The following is a 15930-nucleotide window of genomic DNA, read 5'->3' as shown; positions in this document are numbered from 1 at the left end:
GCCGGACGGGCTGAATATCAGCCCGTCCGGCGATTGAGGACACCGCGCGAAGCGTGGTTGGGGGTCTGGGGGTCTGGGGGTCTCCCCCAGTTTCGGGAAGGGGCGGGGCTGGGGAAAAAGCCCGCCGCAGGCGCACCCCGCCGGACCGACCCCTAACGCGCGGACGCGCAGCCGTGAACCACCGCCGCCAACCCCGCCGTCTCCGGCGCCGCCCCGCCGGGGAAGGCGAAGCGGCGGCGGTTGTAGCCGAAGGCGAGGCCGCGGCTCGGGTCGGCGAAGGCGAGCGATCCGGCCGCGCCGCTGTGCCCGAAGGACCGCCCGCCCAGGAACGGGAAGGTGTCCGAGACCGCGGAGAAGCCCAGGCCGAAGGCGTTGTGCTGACGCAGGACCAGGTCGTGGCCGACCGAGTGGACCTGGGCGAAATCGGCGGCCGTGGCGGGCGTGAGCAGCGGCTCCTTGCCGTCGACGGTGCTGATGGCCGCCGCGTAGAGCCGGGCGAGGCCGCGCGCGGAGGCCATGCCGCCGACGGAGGCGGGGCCGCCCGCGCGGATGACACGGGAGTTGGGCAGCTCCTCCAGCACGGTCGGCACGGCGTGGTTGAGGTTGAACGCCACGCCCCTGAGGCTCTCCGGCCCGCCGGCGACCTCCAGCAGGGCTCGCTTCTGCTCGGGCGTCGGGTCCATGGGCTGGGTGTTCAACACCCGGTGCTCCTGGTCCTCGGGCAGGCCCATGTAGAAGTCGATGCCGTAGGGCGCGCGGACGCGCGTCTCGTAGAACTCCTGCATGGTCAGCCCCGTCACGCGGCGCACGACCTCGCCGGTGAGGGCGCCGATGACCAGGCCGTGGTAGCCGAAGGCGACGCCCGGCCGCCAGTGCGGGCGCTGCGCGGCCAGCCGCTCGGCTATCACGCGGTCGTCCGCGAGCTCCTCCAGGGTGAGCCCGCCGTCGACGCCGGCCAGGCCCGCGCGGTGGGCGAGCAGTTCGCGCAGCGTGAGGCGGCCCTTGCCCTCGGCGGCGAACTCGGGCCAGTAGTGGCTCACTTCGCGATCCAGGTCGAGGGTGCCGTCCTGGACGAGCATCGCCACGACGAGGTGGGCGGCGCCCTTGGTGGAGGAGAACACCCCGGTGAGGGAGTCGGCCTCGATGCCGGGGCCACCCCACAGGTCGACGACCTGACGGCCGTCCACATAAGCGGCGAGCTGCGCCGAGTGCCCCTCGCGCTCCTCGGCGAGGGACGCCTCGAACACCTCACGCACCGCTTCGTAGCCCTTGGCCACGGTCCCCTGGGCGGCGGCACCGTTCGACATGTGTAACTCCTTGCGGATCGAGGGATGAGCGGGTCCTGTGTCGGTGTGGAGCAGCGCGGGGCGCCGGGATATTCCGCTGACCTGGGAAAAGACCTGCGCTTCCGGCCAATCGGGGGCACGGGGACCGGGATTAGGGCGGATCGGTGGACCTTGCCTCCGTACGTCGCTTTCCTGAGCCTTGTCCGGTGGATGTCGCCGGGCTGCCGGCACAGCCTCATGCTCCGAACAGGCTGAATCACGCACCGCATCAGCCACATCCAGCCCGTTGGGGGCACCCCCGGACGGAGTCTGGGGGAGATTGAGGACACCGCCGCGCAGCGGTGGTGCACAGACGACACCACTCGCGGAACCCGTCACAAGACCGCCGGCCAAGCGCTAGCGTGACCGCATGCCGACCGCTCCCACCGTCCTCGTCACCGGCGCCGCCGGAGGCATCGGCACCTTCCTGCGCGAACTGCTTCCCGGACTCGGCCACCGGCTGCGCCTGTTCGACCGGCGCCCGGTCGAGGGGGAGCCGGACGCCGTCACGGCGGAGCTCCACGACGGCGAGGCGCTGCGCGCGGCCATGGCGGGCGTCGACGCGGTCGTCCACCTCGCGGGGATCCCGGCGGAGGCGCCCTTCGAGGAGATCCTGCGTTCCAACGTCGAGGGCACGTACCGCCTTTACGAGGCGGCACGGCTGGAGGGCGTCCAGCGGGTCGTCCTCGCGTCGAGCAACCACGCCGTCGGCTTCACCCCGGTCCCGGGCGAGGGAGCGCCCCCGATCCCGGCCACGACGCCGCACCGTCCGGACACCTTCTACGGGCTGTCCAAGTGCTTCGGGGAGGACCTCGCCGCCCTCTACTGGCACCGGCACGGGATCGAGTCGGTCTGCCTGCGCATCGGCTCCTGCTTCCGCGCGCCGCGGTCCGTCCGCATGCTGTCCACCTGGCTGAGCCCCGGCGACTGCGCCCGGCTGACGCACGCCGCGCTGACGGCCGAGGGGGTGGGGCACACCGTGGTGTACGGCAGCTCCGCCAACACCCGCCTGTGGTGGGACCTCTCCGGCGCCCGCGCGCTCGGTTACGAGCCCCTGGACGACTCGGAGCCGTACGCCGCCGAGCTCCTAGCGGCGGAGGACGGGGGCCCGGGGCCCGGTGCCGCCTGGCTCGGCGGTCCCTTCTGCGCGGACAGCCCACCCGCCTGGCGGCCCTGACGGCGGCCGGACGGGAATCCGACGTTCGGTAATGGAACCGCAAAGCGCGGCCACTCGTTACCCGGGACATGACCGCTATGACACCCGGCTCGAACATCCCACTGGCCGTCACGCGCGTGACGGTGGACGTCACCGCACCGGTGCGGCTCGACGTTTCGGGCCTGCTGCTCACCGCCGACGGCAAGGTGCGCTCCGACGACGACTTCGTCTTCTACAACCAGCCCAGCGGGCCTGGCGTGACCCACCGCGCCGCGTCCGGCGGCACGCCCGACTCGATCACCGTGGACACCGGCGCGGTGCCGGAGGGCATCGAGAAGATCGTGGTGACGGCCAGCTTGGACGCCGCGGGCGCGACCTTCGCGGGCACCGAGCCGACCGCGACCGTGCGCAGCGCGGACGACGGCGCCGTGCTCGCCACGTTCACCCCGCCGCAGTTGGGCTCGGAGACGGCGCTGGTGGTCGTCGAGGTCTACCGCCGGGCCGGTGCGTGGAAGGTGCGCGCGGTCGGCCAGGGTTACGCGAACGGCCTGGCGGGCATCGCCACGGACTTCGGCGTGAGCGTGGAGGAGCCGGCCGCCCCGCCCGTGCCCGCGCAGGCGCCGCCCGCCGGCCAGTGGGGCGCCCCGGCCGCTCCCCCGGCCCCCGCCGCGCCGCCCGCCTTCCCGCCCGCGCCCGGCAGGATCAACCTCGACAAGGGCCGGGTCAGCCTCCAGAAGAACCAGACGGTCTCCCTGGTCAAGGGCGGCAAGCCGCTCACCCGGTCGGTGCGGATGGGCCTCGGCTGGGAGCCCGCGTACGGCAGCCGCGCCATCGACCTCGACGCCTCGGTGATCGCCTACGGCCCCGACCGCAACATGATCGACGCCTGCTACTTCGGCAAGCTCCAGATCCTCAACGGCGCGATCCAGCACTCGGGTGACAACCTCACCGGTGAGGGCTCGGGAGACGACGAGTCGATCACCGTGCACATGGAGGGCCTGCCGCCCGAGGTGACCGGCCTGGTCTTCACCGTCAGCTCCTTCAACGGCCAGAAGTTCACCCAGGTCGCCAAGGCGTACTGCCGCCTGCTCGACGCCCGCACGGGCGAGGAGCTGGTGCGCTTCGACCTGACGGGGGCCGAGCCCAAGACCGGTGTCCTCATGTGCAAGTTCATCCGGCAGTTCTCGGGCGAGTGGGAGATGACGGCCCTCGGGGAGTACGTGAAGTCAAAGACGGTGCGCGACCTGGTCAAGCCCGCCGCCCAGGCCCTGTGACGCCCCCGCCGGCAGCCCGGCGAGGCGGGCCAGCCGGCGGTAGGAGGCGAGCAGCGCCACCCGGTCGTGGGAAGCGGTGGTGACCAGCACCTCGTCGGCGCCGCTGCGCTCGATCAGCGAGTCGAGCGCGGCGGCCACCTCGTCCTCCGTGCCGTGGATGTGGCCACGCAGCCCGGCCTCGTAGAAGCCGCGCTCCCGGTCCGTCATGGTCAGGGAGTCGATCTCCTCGGCGGAGGTCAGCGGCGGGAAGACGCCGTGCGTACGGGAGTAGGCCAGTGCCCACGCCTCCGGCATCAGCAGGCGGCGGGCCCGCTCGGTGGTCTCCGCCACGGCCACGTTTCCCGCGACGACGACGTAGGGGCGGTCGCGCAGGGCGGAGGGGCGGAAGGCGGCCCGGTAGCGGGCGATGGCGGAGAGCGTCTTCTCCGCGCCGTTCAGGCCGCCGATGACCAGGGCCGCGCCGGCCTCGGCGGCCAACTCGGCGCCCGCTCCGTTGGCGAGGACGAACATCGGCACCCGCAGGCCCTCCGCCGGGCGGGCGTGCACCTCGGGGTGGGCGCGGGCTCCGCCGGTGAAGTAGGCCGTGAGCTCGGCGAGTTGGGCGCCGAAGTCCCCCATGGCGTCCTTGTCCGTGCCGAGCACCCGGCGGATGCCGTCGGTGAAACCCACGGAGCGGCCCAGGCCCATGTCGATCCGGCCCGGGAAGAGGGACTCCAGCACGCCGAACTGTTCGGCGACCACCAGGGTGCGGTGGTTGGGCAGCATCACCCCGCCGGTGCCGACGCGGATGCGGGAGGTCGCGGCCGCGACGGCCGCGGCCAGCACGGTGGGCGCGGAGCCGGCCACTCCGGGCACGCTGTGGTGTTCCGAGACCCAGAAGCGGTGGTAGCCGAGGGCCTCGGCGTCCCGCGCGAAGCGCACGCTCTCGCGGAGGGCTTCTCCTGACTCATGCCCTTGTCGCGTCCGCGACCGGTCGAGAACGGAGAACGGGGTCTTCCTGATACGCGCGCTCACGTCCGCTTCAACAGCGATGCCGCCGGAAGATTCCCGCCTGCGGCGGGGCTTTTTCCCCTACCCGCCCCTTCCCGAACTGGGGCTCGTGCCCCAGGCCCCCGGCTGTCCCGCCGTTGCCGCCTGCGGCGGTGAACGCCCTTCGGGCGTGTCCTCAAACGCCGGACGGGCTGAATGCGCGGACCGTAGTCCGAATCCCTGCACGCACGCAGGCTACGAACCCGCGGTCCGTGAAAAACAGCCCGTCCGGCGTTTGAGGACACCGCGCGAAGCGTGGTGCGGGGTCTGGGGCGGAGCCCCAGTCTCGGGAAGGGGCGGGGTAGGGGAACAAGCGCCGCAGGCGCCCACCGCCCCGCAGCCGGGGGCCTGGGGCACGCGCCCCCGCGCGGCGGAGCCGCACATCAGACGCAGCCGGGAAGGGGCGGGGCTGGGGAAAAGCCCGCCGCAGGCGCAACGCACCCCCACCGATTTCGCCCCCGGCAGAACCCAGTTGGTTCATCCCGAAGGGCCACCCTCCTACCCTGAAGACGTGACCAGCGACGCGTCGAACCGAGCCCGAGTCGTCCCGCTACGCCCGGCAGAAGAGGCCGACTCAGAGGCCAAGGAGCCACTCTGGCGGCACATCGTCGGAGACGTCCTGCGCCGCGAACGCCACGCGCAAGACCGCACGTTGAAGGACGTGGCCGACGCCGCCCGGATCTCCATGCCGTATCTCTCCGAGCTGGAGCGCGGCCGCAAGGAGGCGTCGTCCGAGATGCTCGCCGCCGCGGCCCGCGCGCTCGGTCTGGGACTGACCGATCTCCTGGCCCTGGTCCAGGGCGAGCTCGCCCGCACCGCGGCGGCCGGACGCGGCTCCAGGGTGACCTCGTTCACCGAGTTCACCGAGCGGACCCACCGTCGTACCGCCGCCCCGGCGGCGCGTCGGCAGGGCGAGGTGCGCCTCGCGGCGTGACCGGCGGCCGTACCCCCGCTGAACGACGGCCGCCGGAGCCCGTGGTGGGTCAGGCGGCCGGTGTCCGCCGGCTGAGCACCTGGTCGGCCAGTCCGTACGCCACCGCCTCGTGCGCCGTGAAGACCTTGTCGCGGTCCATGTCCGCGCGCAGGGTCGCCACGTCGTGGTGCGTGTGCCGGGAGAGGACCTCCTCGACCTGCGAGCGGACCCGCAGCATCTCCTTGGCCTGGAGGGCGAGGTCGGAGACCGTTCCCTGCTGGCCGCCGCTCGCGGGCTGCCCCAGCAGGACCCGGGAGTGCTCCAGGATGAACCGCCGCCCCGGGTCGCCCCCGGCGAGCAGCACCGCCGCGGTCGAGACCGCCTGTCCGACGCAGAACGTGGAGATCGGCGAGCTGACGAACGTCATCGTGTCGTAGATCGCCATGAGGGAGGTGAACGAGCCGCCGGGCGAATTGAGATAGATCCCGATCTCGGCGTCCGGGCTCGACGATTCGAGGTGGAGCAGCTGGGCGATGACGACGTTCGCGACGCCGTCGTCGATCTCCGTCCCGAGGAAGATGATCCGCTCGGACAGCAGCCGGCTGTAGATGTCGTACGCCCGCTCGCCCGACGAGGTGCGCTCGACGACGGTCGGGATCGTGTACTGCCCCATCTCAGATCCCCATCCGTCGGCGCGAGGCGGCGGGGCGGACGTCGTCGAGCGACTGGACGACGTGGTCCACCATGCCGTATTCCTGGGCCTGTTCAGCCGTGAACCAGCGGTCCCGGTCGCCGTCGCGGGAGATCGTCTCCTCGCTCTGCCCGGTGTGCTCCGCGGTGATCCGCTCGATGGCCCTCTTCGTGAACTCCAGGTTCTCCGCCTGGATCGCGATGTCGGCGGTGGTCCCGCCGATGCCCGCGGACGGCTGGTGCATCATGATGCGCGCGTTCGGCAGGGCGTAGCGCTTTCCCGACGCGCCTACGGTGAGCAGGAATTGGCCCATGCTCGCGGCGAATCCCATGACGAGCGTGGAGACGTCGTTGGGGATCAGCCGCATCGTGTCGTAGATCGCGAGCCCGGCCGACACGGACCCGCCGGGGCTGTTGATGTAAAGGCCGATGTCGGCCCGCGGATCCTCCGCGGAGAGCAGGAGCAGCTGCGCGCAGACGCGGTTCGCAGAAACCTCGTCCACCTGGGTGCCGAGGAAGACGATGCGCTGGGCGAGGAGTTGGGCGGAGAGGTGGTCGTCGAACCGCGACGGAGGAGTGTCCCCCTCGGCGGCCCGCGGGGCCTGGGACGGGTCCCACCCGGTGGTGAGCATGGACATGCGTGCCTCCCTGTGAAGACGCGGCTCCCGTTGCCGCGACCCCTCCACTTTCGGCCCGCCCTCGCCCGGACGACAGCCTTCTCTGCCAGGGGCAGATCTGCCGAGGGCAGAGCGACGAAGCCCTGTCCTGGGGGCTTTTGGTCCACGTCACCCGTTTGGAGTAGCTGAGCGGGTGCGGTGCGTGTGGGGCGGCTTTCCTGGGGGAGATACGAGGCTCACCCGATCGCAGCAAGGGAGACCGCCATGAGCGTGATGGACAAGCTCAAGCAGATGCTGAAGGGACACGAGGACCAGGCCGGGAAGGGCATCGACAAGGCCGGTGACTTCGTCGACGAGAAGACCCAGGGCAAGTACAGCAGTCAGGTCGACACCGCTCAGGACAAGCTCAAGGAGCAACTGGGACGCGACCAGGACCAGCCTCCCCAGTCGTAGCGCGGAGATTCACCTCTGCGGCGTGCCGGGCGGGCTTGAGCGGTTGCGCCGGGCGGGTCGGCCGCGCTCGAGGTGAGAGACCGCCCCCTCCCAGGAGCTGAAGACCCCTGCCCGATCCATGGGGGCGACAACCGCCCCTCCAGCCCACGTCGGGCCACGCCTTCGGCGATGCGCTGCAACCCGGCCCGAACGTCCTCTTCAGTCAGCACGGGCAGCCCAACGGCAATACGGCGACGTTCGGAGTCCAGGACCCGGTACAGCTCACGGTCCGACACATGCCGCCCCCACCACTCACCCGCCCAGAACCCGACCGACGCCACGACTTCCCGCACGCCCCGCCCCTCACCGCTGCTCCTTCACCTGCGTCGCGCGGAAGAAGGCCGTATTCACAGCCCTGAACATCGTGTGCCCGGTCCGGCCGGCGTGCTTCAAGGCCCATTCCTGCGGGACCGTAGGAGCCTCGGACGCCTCGGACGAGGTGTCGCACGAAGTGCACTCCATCTCAAAGATCGGCGGACTTCCCGTGACGTCGAACTGCAACCGCCAGTCCACGAACCGCAACACCGACCGAGCCGCCATCACCGCACCCCGCGCCCGTTGCGCAAGACGTCGACGCGCTGTGTCAGACCCACCCGCAGAGCATGCTCGTCCTTGAAGACGAGTACGACCTCCCGCTTGCCCAGCCGGTCCCGTTCCTTGCGGACCGCCTTGACTTCCTGCCACTTGCCACGGATGTTCACCATGTCCCCCGCCCGGACCGTCGTCCCCAATACCTCCGCCATCACGCGTCCTTTCGTCCGGGAGCCGTCAGCACGGCCCATACCGACTTGCCGATTCCGTCCCGGTCGCTCACGCCCCAGGAGTCCGAGAGCGCGGCCACGAGTTCCAGGCCGCGACCGCCTTCCGAGTTCTGGCCGCAGGGCCGGGGGCGCGTACTGTCGGCGTCGTCAACCTGGATGCGTAGACCGTTGGGCTGAGGCAGGAACCGGGTCTCGATCTCCCGCCCCGGGGGCACTCGGTGGGACACCATCGTCGATGACCGTCCCTTCATGGCCAACGTGCTCTCATGCATGAGCCTGCAAGCGACTTACGAGGACCGTCCGGCCGACGCCATCGCGCTCTCGACCGCAGCCCAGGACTGCACCCGATGGCACGGCGGAACACCGCGCGTCATGTCGATGCTGTCCATGCGGGAAGCGTTCGCCCACGCGGCGATGAACAACCGGACGGCGACTCACGCCGCGATCAAGGACGCACAGAGCCACTTCGGGCGGATCTCCGACTCGGACGACGACCCGTCGTGGGTCGCGTACTTCGATGAGACCAAGCTGATCGTGGACACCGGCATCGCCTACGGCCGACTCGGGGAAGCCGATGCGGCCGAGCCGCTCGTCACCGACGCCTTGCGGCGGGGACACGAAGGCAACCAGCGCGGACGTGCCTTCCACTCGTTCTGGCTGGCCAGGATCCAGTTGCAACGTGGCAACCTCGACCAGGCGTGCCGCACCGCCGGCGGAGCGCTGGACATCGCGTCCGCGGTCGACTCCAAGCGGGTCACCGGACACCTACGGGAGTTCCACCAGCTGCTGCTGCCTCACCGGAGGGAGCCCGCAGTCAGGACGTTCGAGATGCAGTTGCGGGCCGCCCTGCGGTGAGCACCCGGTCAGCGAATCGATTCGTCCATGAGCACGTAGAGCAGGCCCACGAGAGAGCCGCTGCTGACGATCTCCCGCCGGTCGATCATGCCGCGCACCTCGTCCAACGGGATCCACTCGATCCGGTCCGACTCGTTCTTCTCCGTGGGCGGCGCGATGTGCGTAGCGCCGTCGGCCCGGAACACATAGTGCTCCGAGTCCGTGATCCCGTTCGCGGGCTCGGCGTAGATCAGCGGCTTGATGGGCCCCGGACGCCAGCCCGTCTCCTCCTCGACCTCACGAGCGGCGGCCTCTTCCGGGGTCTCTCCCTCTTCGATCAGCCCCATGGGCAGCTCCCACGCCCACTTGTCCGTGATGAAGCGGTGCCGCCACATCATCAGGACCTCACGCCGGTCGTTGACCACAGCAGCCACGGCCAGATGGCGAAGCCGCACCACGTGATGCTCCCACCGCTTCCCGTCCGGCTGCTCGACATCGACAAGGCACAGATTCACCCAGGAATTCGTATAGATCTGTCGTTCGCCGTGGGTCTTCCACTGCATGTGTGTTGCCCCTCTCGCCGTCAACGCCCAGCATCCCAGAGGGTGATGCGAGTTGCGGAGGGAGTGGGATCAAGGTCGCCGAGCGGTGGATAGGCGAAGACGGCCTGGGGTGTCTGCCGTTGAGGCAACGGGATCTGGCGTTGTGGCGCCCCTCAGTTCCGCAGACCGTGGCTGGGCTCCTCAACGAGGCGGTCGGCCCAGCCTGCACAGCGGCAGATGACGAAAGGAACCGTCACGGCCTCAGCCGTCCGCCGAAGCGACCCCGATCGGGCAGCTCACGCCCGTCCCGCCGATCCCGCAATACCCCGCGGGGTTCTTGTCGAGGTATTGCTGGTGGTAAGGCTCCGCCGCGAAGAACGGCCCCGCCGGCAGGATTTCCGTGGTGATCGTGCCGTAGCCCGAGCGCTGGAGGACCGACTGGTAGGCGTCCCGGGAGGATTCCGCCGTCGACTGCTGTACGGGGGAATGGGTGTAGATCGCCGAGCGGTACTGCGTGCCCCTGTCGTTGCCCTGGCGGAAGCCCTGGGTGGGGTCGTGGGATTCCCAGAAGAGCTTCAGGAGGGATTCGTAGGAGACGGCGGACGGGTCGAAGACGACGCGTACGGCCTCCGTGTGGCCGGTGAGGCCGCTGCATACCTCTTCGTACGCCGGGTTGAGGGTGTGGCCGCCCTGGTAGCCGACCAGCGTCGTCCACACGCCTGGCGTCTGCCAGAACTTGCGCTCGGCGCCCCAGAAGCAGCCCAGGGCGAAGTCGGCCACGACCAGGCCCTCGGGGTAGGGGCCGGCGAGGGGATTGCCCAGGACCGTGTGGCGCTCGGGGAGCGCGAATTCCGGTTCCGGGCGGCCCTTGAGGGCCTCGTCCGGGGTCGGCAGGCGGGTTTCGTGGCGCGAGAACAGCATGGCGGCGGCTCCAAGGGAGGTGGCGTCCTCCCTACAACGTACGAGAGCGGAGGCCGATTCCCGGCGCTCAGCTCCGGCCGGAGCGCTGCCAGCCCGCGACCGCGAGCGCCCGGTACGTCGCGTACGCCGCGACCGGGTCCGCCTCGTACGACCACGGCACCGCCCCGATGTGCCCGTCGACCGCGCGCAGCTGCTCCACCGCCTCCCCGTACCGCTCCGTGCGGATCAGGAACCACGCCAGCAGGTGGCGCACGTGCGGCAGCACAGGGTGATCGGCGGGCGCGCCCGAGACCGCGAACAGGGCACCCTCGACCGCTTCCGAGACCACGACACCGTGGAACGCCTCGCGGGAGAGCATGTCCGGCAGGTGGTCGTGGACGGCGAAGAGCGGGAGGGCCGGCAGCAGGCTGCCCGCCGGGGCCGACGCGGCGGCGCGCCGGGCGAAGGCGTCGGCCTGCTCCCGCGAGCCGTGCCACTTCGCGCTCCAGTAGCGCAGGGCGGCCAGATGTGCCCCCATGTGGTGTGGCGCCCGGCTGACGACCGTCTCCCAGAGGGACTGGAATTCCGCTTCGCTGGCGCGGAGCCCCCGCGCGACGCCCAGCTGCACGATGTACGGCACGGGGTCGCCCGGGGCCAGCAGGGCGGCCTCCCCGCACACCGTGCGGGCCTCCTCCAGGATCATCCGGTAGTCCTGCGAGGACGGGTCACGCATCGCCTGCTGGACGAGGAACTCCGCCTGCACCGCCGCGCCGCCCGCGTCCTTCGGGGCCACGGCACGCCAGTGCCGCAGCCACATCCCGCCGGTGCCGGGCGACTCCGCCAGCTCCTGGGCGGCGGCGCCCGCCAGGGTCTGCACGCGCTGCCAGCGCAGCTCGGGGTCGGTGGTGGCGGCCGTGCGGGCCAGGAGGTCGGCGGCGGGCTTCCAGTCCTGCGTGCGGCGCGCCTCCTCGACGGCCGCCAGCAGCTGAGGGTCGGGCCCCGGCAGCCGGACGTCCAGCTGCTCGACGGGGACGAAGCCGTACGCCCCGGCGGGGTCGACGGCCGCCTCGTGCCCTTGGAGCGCGTCCTGCCCGGCGCGCCTGCGGCGGAGCGCGGGGGCGACCAGGACGCCGCAGATCACGACGACGGCGAACAGGATGAACAGATACTCCATGGGCTTTCCTGACAGAACGGGGCAGAAACGGGAGAGGGGACGAGGGCGAGGACAGCGGCCCTATGAGTGACAACGCCGCAGCCCCGCGGATCGTTCATCCTCCGGTTACAAATGACAGGAGTGTTCACGTGAACGGGGTACTACCCTCGGTGCAATGAGCGACCAGCACTCTTTTGAAACCCTCGCCATCCACGCAGGTCAGGAGGCGGATCCGCTGACCGGGGCCGTGGTCCCGCCCATCTACCAAGTCTCCACCTACAAGCAGGACGGCGTCGGCGGCCTGCGGAACGGCTACGAGTACAGCCGGAGCGCCAACCCCACGCGCACCGCGCTGGAGGAGAACCTGGCGGCGCTGGAGGGCGGCCGCCGCGGTCTCGCCTTCGCGTCGGGCCTGGCCGCCGAGGACTGCCTGCTGCGTACGCTGCTGTCGCCCGGCGACCACGTCGTCATCCCCGACGACGCCTACGGCGGAACGTTCCGGCTCTTCGCGAAGGTCGTCAGCCGCTGGGGCGTCGAGTGGTCGGTGGCCAACACCTCGGACCCGGCGGCGGTGCGTGCCGCGATCACGCCGCGCACGAAGGCCGTGTGGGTCGAGACGCCGTCCAACCCGCTGCTCGGCATCACCGACATCGCGGCCGTCGCGGGCGTCGCCCACGAGGCCGGCGCGAAGCTGGTCGTCGACAACACCTTCGCCAGCCCCTACCTCCAGCAGCCGCTGTCGCTGGGCGCCGACGTGGTCGTCCACTCCACCACGAAGTACATGGGCGGCCACTCCGACGTCGTCGGCGGCGCGCTCGTCACGGCGGACACGGCCCTGGCCGACGAGCTGGCGTACCACCAGAACGCGATGGGTGCCGTCGCCGGCCCCTTCGACTCCTGGCTGACGCTGCGCGGCATCAAGACGCTCGCCGTCCGCATGGACCGGCACAGCGCCAACGCCGAGCGCGTGGCCGAGATGCTGGTGTCCCACCCGAAGGTGACCCAGGTCTTCTACCCGGGCCTGCCGGAGCACGCGCTGCACGAGGTCGCGGCCAAGCAGATGCGCGCCTTCGGCGGCATGGTGTCCTTCCGCGTCGCGGGCGGCGAGGAGGCGGCGGTCGAGGTCTGCAACCGCGCCGAGCTGTTCACCCTCGGTGAGTCCCTGGGCGGCGTGGAGTCGCTGATCGAGCACCCGGGCCGGATGACGCACGCGTCCACGGCCGGTTCCCCGCTGGAGGTCCCGGCGGACCTCGTGCGCCTGTCGGTCGGCATCGAGTCGGCGGACGACCTGCTGGCGGACCTGTCGCGGGCGCTGGGCTGACGGCAGGTTTCCCGGCCGCGGCCGGTGTCCTCGAAGGCCGGCGGGCGCCCGTTCACGGACCGTCCGGCGCTTGAGGACACCTACCAGCCGCGCAGCGGCGGCGCCACGTCCGCCGGTGGTGGGGCCCACGGCCGGGCCGTCGCGGCCCATACGCAGAAGGCCGCCAGCGCCACCAGCAGCACACCCCAGGCCACGGCCCGGAGCACCCGCCGTCTGCGCAGCAGGCGGCGGCCCTGCTCGGCCGCCCGCAGGGCGAGGTCGGGTGGGACCGCCGGATGCGGGCGTTCCAGCATCCGGCGTATCTCGTCCTCTTTACGGTCGTGCGGGCTCACGGCACACCCGACGGCGTACGGCGGCTGCGCAGGACGGCCACCGCGCGCGTGCACAGCACGCGTACGCGCTCCGTCGGCAGGCCGAGACAGGCCGCGACCTGTTCCTCGGCGATGCCCTCGTGGAGGCGCAGCACGAGCACCAGCCGCTCCCGTGGAGCGAGCTGTTCCAGGGCGCCGTGGGTGCGGCGGTAGCGCCGGGCGGAGCGGGCGAACCGGGCCGCGAGTTCCTGCCGGGCGTGCTCGTAGGGGTCCTCGCCGCGCAGCCGGTCCCAGCAGGCGTACGTGTCGGCCAGGGCGGCCGTCAGCAGCCGCTCGGCGGCCTCGTGCGGGCCCGCGCCGGTGAGGCTGTTCTTCCCGGTCTCCCCGGTCTGTCCGTTCTCCCCGGTGAGCAGCACGGCGGCACGCAGCAGTCTGCCGCCCGCGCCCCCGACGAACGCCTCGAACTCCCGGGCGCGACGGCGTTCCCGGGCCGCCTGTCGCTCTCGCACCCCGCCTCCGCGCGCTGCTGTCCGTACGCACCAGGTCCGTACGCACCAGGAGAGGGCAGCCGGCGGTGTCCGGTCAAGAGGTCGTCAAGAGGTGGGTGCGACCGGCAGGAGCGCGTCGGAGAGCGCGGAGTTGAAGCGGGTGAGCAGGCCGCAGAAGGTGTCCCGCTCGTCCTCCGTCCAGGTCTGCGTGATGAGTGCCATCAGCTCGCGCCGTGAGGCCCGCACCTCGTCGAGGCGGGCCTTGCCGCGCGGGGAGAGCTGGAGGACGACGGCGCGGCCGTCCTCGGGGTGCGAAGTGCGCTTGACGAGGCCGGTGTCGACCAGCGGCGCCACCTGGCGGGTGACGGTCGAGGAGTCGATTCCCATGCCCGCGGCGAGCGCCTTGACGCCCATCGGGCCTTCCTGGTCGAGGCGGTTGAGCAGTAGATAGGCGGCGCGGTCCATGGAGTTGCGGACCTGGCCTACACCGCCGAGCCGGGTCTGTTCGGCGCGGCGGGCGAAGACGGCCACCTGGTGCTGGAGGGCGTCGAGGACGCCTGGGGCGAGGTCGGTCTTCATGTCCGAAGGGGTGGGCATGGCCTGGGGCTCACTTCGTGCGGCGGGCAGGGAATCGCTGAGGATTGGGGGACAGAGTACGCGGCCGGAAGGGCGCCCGTACGGGGCCTTGGCAAACCGCTCGGTATGCGGTGCTTGCGTGGTCCCGTACGCCTCGCCGTACGCCGTGCCGGTATGTCGCGCTGTATCCCTCCTGCGGCGGTCGTCACAGGTGCGAGCTGCGAGACTGGGCGGCATGGCTGCACGAGTTGGTGACGAGGACGGCTTCGCGGTGTCCCCCAAGTCCGACGTATCCGCCCTGCCGGGGGCGCTTCCGCAGATGTCCGGCACATCCCTGCCGACCGTCACGCTCGACGAGGTGCGCGACGCCCAGAAGATGCTCTCCGGGGTGGCCCGGACGACCGTGCTGGAGGGCAGTCGTTTCCTGTCCGGGCTGGTCGGGGCGCCGGTCCACCTGAAGTGCGAGAACCTCCAGCGGACCGGCTCCTTCAAGGTGCGCGGCGCGTACGCGCGTATCGCGGGGCTCTCCGAACAGGAGCGCGCGGCGGGCGTGGTGGCCGCCAGCGCGGGCAACCACGCGCAGGGCGTGGCCCTGGCCGCCGCGCTCCTGGGCGTGCGCTCCACGGTGTTCATGCCGGAGGGCGCGCCCCTGCCGAAGGTCGCCGCGACCCGGGAGTACGGTGCGGAGGTGCGCCTGTACGGGCAGATCGTCGACGAGACGATGCGGGCGGCGCAGGAGTACGCGCGGACGACCGGCGCGGTCTTCATCCACCCCTTCGACCACCCGGACGTCATCGCGGGCCAGGGCACGGTGGGCCTGGAGATCCTGGAGCAGTGCCCCGAGGTCCGCACGATCGTGGTGGGCATCGGCGGCGGCGGGCTGGCCGCGGGCATCGCGGTGGCGGTGAAGGCGCTGCGGCCCGACGTGCGGATCGTGGGCGTGCAGGCCGCGGGCGCGGCCGCCTACCCGCCCTCGCTGGCGGCCGGCCACCCGGTGTCGATCGAGGCACCGGTGACGATGGCGGACGGCATCAAGGTGGGCCGCCCAGGTGAGGCGCCCTTCCGGATCGTCCAGGAGCTGGTGGACGAGGTCCGTACGGTCTCCGAGGACGAGCTGTCCAGCGCGCTGCTGCTCTGCCTGGAGCGGGCGAAGCTGGTGGTGGAGCCGGCCGGGGCGAGCCCGGTGGCGGCGCTGCTGTCGGACCCCGGCTCCTTCGAGGGTCCGGTGGTCGCGGTGCTCTCCGGCGGCAACGTGGACCCGCTGCTGATGCAGCGCATCCTGCGGCACGGCATGGCGGCCGCGGGCCGCTATCTGTCGCTGCGGCTGCGGCTGACGGACCGGCCCGGGGCGCTGGCCGCGCTCCTGGAGGTGCTCTCGGAGGTCGACGCCAACGTCCTCGACGTGAGCCACGTGCGGACCGATCCGCGGCTGGGGCTCACCGAGGCGGAAGTGGAGTTGCATTTGGAGACCAAGGGGCCGGAGCACTGTTCCGAGGTGGCAGCGGCCTTGCGGGACGCGGGATATCTGGTCATGGATTGATGCGGTGA

The 15930-nt window shown here is 71.6% G+C and carries 18 protein-coding genes and 1 pseudogene; 7 read left to right on the top strand and 12 right to left on the bottom strand.

Features of this window, described 5'->3' with window-relative positions; all coding sequences use genetic code 11:
* Positions 1 to 152 precede the first annotated feature (152 nt).
* The gene (locus AB0435_RS27375; protein WP_366428175.1) at positions 153 to 1307 is read right to left on the bottom strand and encodes a serine hydrolase domain-containing protein; all 1155 of its coding nucleotides are present in this window, start codon (positions 1305 to 1307) and stop codon (positions 153 to 155) included.
* A 388-nt stretch (positions 1308 to 1695) separates the two neighbouring features.
* Between AB0435_RS27375 and AB0435_RS27370 the strand changes: the two genes are divergently transcribed.
* Both AB0435_RS27370 and AB0435_RS27365 read left to right on the top strand, forming a co-directional pair.
* Positions 1696 to 2502, top strand: a complete 807-nt coding sequence (locus AB0435_RS27370) for an NAD(P)-dependent oxidoreductase (RefSeq protein WP_366006548.1) — start codon at positions 1696 to 1698, stop codon at positions 2500 to 2502.
* A 77-nt stretch (positions 2503 to 2579) separates the two neighbouring features.
* Entirely contained in the window at positions 2580 to 3755 is a 1176-nt protein-coding gene (locus AB0435_RS27365; RefSeq protein WP_366428178.1) for a TerD family protein, read from the top strand.
* Here AB0435_RS27365 and AB0435_RS27360 read toward each other — a convergent pair.
* Positions 3708 to 4769, bottom strand: a complete 1062-nt coding sequence (locus AB0435_RS27360; protein ID WP_366428174.1) for an MsnO8 family LLM class oxidoreductase — start codon at positions 4767 to 4769, stop codon at positions 3708 to 3710. The genes AB0435_RS27365 and AB0435_RS27360 overlap by 48 nt on opposite strands.
* A gap of 526 nt (positions 4770 to 5295) precedes the next feature.
* On the opposite strand from AB0435_RS27360, the gene AB0435_RS27355 reads away from it, so the two are divergent.
* Positions 5296 to 5718 (top strand): helix-turn-helix transcriptional regulator, encoded by a 423-nt coding sequence (locus AB0435_RS27355; protein WP_366005116.1) that lies wholly within the window; start codon positions 5296 to 5298, stop codon positions 5716 to 5718.
* 49 nt (positions 5719 to 5767) lie between these two features.
* On the opposite strand, the gene AB0435_RS27350 is transcribed toward AB0435_RS27355, so the two are convergent.
* Positions 5768 to 6370 (bottom strand): ATP-dependent Clp protease proteolytic subunit, encoded by a 603-nt coding sequence (locus tag AB0435_RS27350; RefSeq protein ID WP_366005117.1) that lies wholly within the window; start codon positions 6368 to 6370, stop codon positions 5768 to 5770.
* A 1-nt stretch (position 6371) separates the two neighbouring features.
* Entirely contained in the window at positions 6372 to 7025 is a 654-nt protein-coding gene (locus AB0435_RS27345) for an ATP-dependent Clp protease proteolytic subunit (protein WP_366005118.1), read from the bottom strand.
* Positions 7026 to 7268: 243 nt separating this feature from the next.
* Between AB0435_RS27345 and AB0435_RS27340 the strand changes: the two genes are divergently transcribed.
* A complete protein-coding gene (locus AB0435_RS27340; protein ID WP_366005119.1) occupies positions 7269 to 7457 on the top strand; it encodes an antitoxin in 189 nt (62 codons plus the stop codon).
* A 578-nt stretch (positions 7458 to 8035) separates the two neighbouring features.
* On the opposite strand, the gene AB0435_RS27335 is transcribed toward AB0435_RS27340, so the two are convergent.
* Both AB0435_RS27335 and AB0435_RS27330 read right to left on the bottom strand, forming a co-directional pair.
* Positions 8036 to 8239: a hypothetical protein gene (locus AB0435_RS27335; protein WP_366005121.1), complete on the bottom strand. Its 204-nt coding sequence runs from the start codon at positions 8237 to 8239 to the stop codon at positions 8036 to 8038.
* Positions 8239 to 8487 (bottom strand): ATP-binding protein, encoded by a 249-nt coding sequence (locus AB0435_RS27330; protein WP_366428173.1) that lies wholly within the window; start codon positions 8485 to 8487, stop codon positions 8239 to 8241. Before AB0435_RS27330 ends, AB0435_RS27335 begins: the two co-directional genes overlap by 1 nt.
* Position 8488: 1 nt before the next feature.
* Between AB0435_RS27330 and AB0435_RS27325 the strand changes: the two are divergent.
* A pseudogene (locus AB0435_RS27325) lies at positions 8489 to 9112 on the top strand (hypothetical protein); the annotation flags it as partial.
* An 8-nt stretch (positions 9113 to 9120) separates the two neighbouring features.
* On the opposite strand, the gene AB0435_RS27320 reads toward AB0435_RS27325, so the two are convergent.
* The 3 genes from AB0435_RS27320 to AB0435_RS27310 form a co-directional block, all read right to left on the bottom strand.
* Positions 9121 to 9654 (bottom strand): NUDIX hydrolase, encoded by a 534-nt coding sequence (locus tag AB0435_RS27320; protein WP_366428172.1) that lies wholly within the window; start codon positions 9652 to 9654, stop codon positions 9121 to 9123.
* 240 nt (positions 9655 to 9894) lie between these two features.
* Complete coding sequence (gene msrA / locus AB0435_RS27315; RefSeq protein ID WP_366428171.1) at positions 9895 to 10554, bottom strand: peptide-methionine (S)-S-oxide reductase MsrA; 660 nt, start codon at positions 10552 to 10554, stop codon at positions 9895 to 9897.
* A gap of 67 nt (positions 10555 to 10621) precedes the next feature.
* Positions 10622 to 11707 carry a hypothetical protein gene (locus AB0435_RS27310; RefSeq protein WP_366005127.1) on the bottom strand — a complete coding sequence of 362 codons (1086 nt, stop codon included), beginning with the start codon at positions 11705 to 11707 and terminating at the stop codon, positions 10622 to 10624.
* 154 nt (positions 11708 to 11861) lie between these two features.
* Between AB0435_RS27310 and AB0435_RS27305 the strand changes: the two genes are divergently transcribed.
* Positions 11862 to 13007, top strand: coding sequence for a cystathionine gamma-synthase (locus AB0435_RS27305; RefSeq protein WP_366005128.1), 1146 nt, complete (start codon positions 11862 to 11864; stop codon positions 13005 to 13007).
* An 80-nt stretch (positions 13008 to 13087) separates the two neighbouring features.
* Here the strand turns inward: AB0435_RS27305 and AB0435_RS27300 are convergent, their stop codons facing one another.
* From AB0435_RS27300 to AB0435_RS27290, 3 genes are all read right to left on the bottom strand, one after another.
* Entirely contained in the window at positions 13088 to 13339 is a 252-nt protein-coding gene (locus AB0435_RS27300; RefSeq protein WP_366005129.1) for a hypothetical protein, read from the bottom strand.
* Entirely contained in the window at positions 13336 to 13827 is a 492-nt protein-coding gene (locus AB0435_RS27295; protein ID WP_366428170.1) for a sigma factor-like helix-turn-helix DNA-binding protein, read from the bottom strand. The genes AB0435_RS27300 and AB0435_RS27295 overlap by 4 nt, the downstream gene beginning before the upstream one ends.
* A gap of 84 nt (positions 13828 to 13911) precedes the next feature.
* Positions 13912 to 14403, bottom strand: a complete 492-nt coding sequence (locus AB0435_RS27290; protein WP_366005131.1) for a MarR family transcriptional regulator — start codon at positions 14401 to 14403, stop codon at positions 13912 to 13914.
* A 298-nt stretch (positions 14404 to 14701) separates the two neighbouring features.
* Here AB0435_RS27290 and ilvA point away from each other — a divergent pair, with 298 nt between their 5' ends.
* The gene (gene ilvA / locus AB0435_RS27285; protein WP_366005159.1) at positions 14702 to 15922 is read left to right on the top strand and encodes a threonine ammonia-lyase; all 1221 of its coding nucleotides are present in this window, start codon (positions 14702 to 14704) and stop codon (positions 15920 to 15922) included.
* Positions 15923 to 15930 lie beyond the last annotated feature (8 nt).

Source organism: Streptomyces sp. NPDC051173 (assembly GCF_040689515.1).
In the GTDB taxonomy this organism is placed as follows: Bacteria; Actinomycetota; Actinomycetes; order Streptomycetales; family Streptomycetaceae; genus Streptomyces.
The sequence above is the reverse complement of the archived record's forward strand: the minus strand, read 5'-3'. Positions and strand labels throughout refer to the sequence as shown.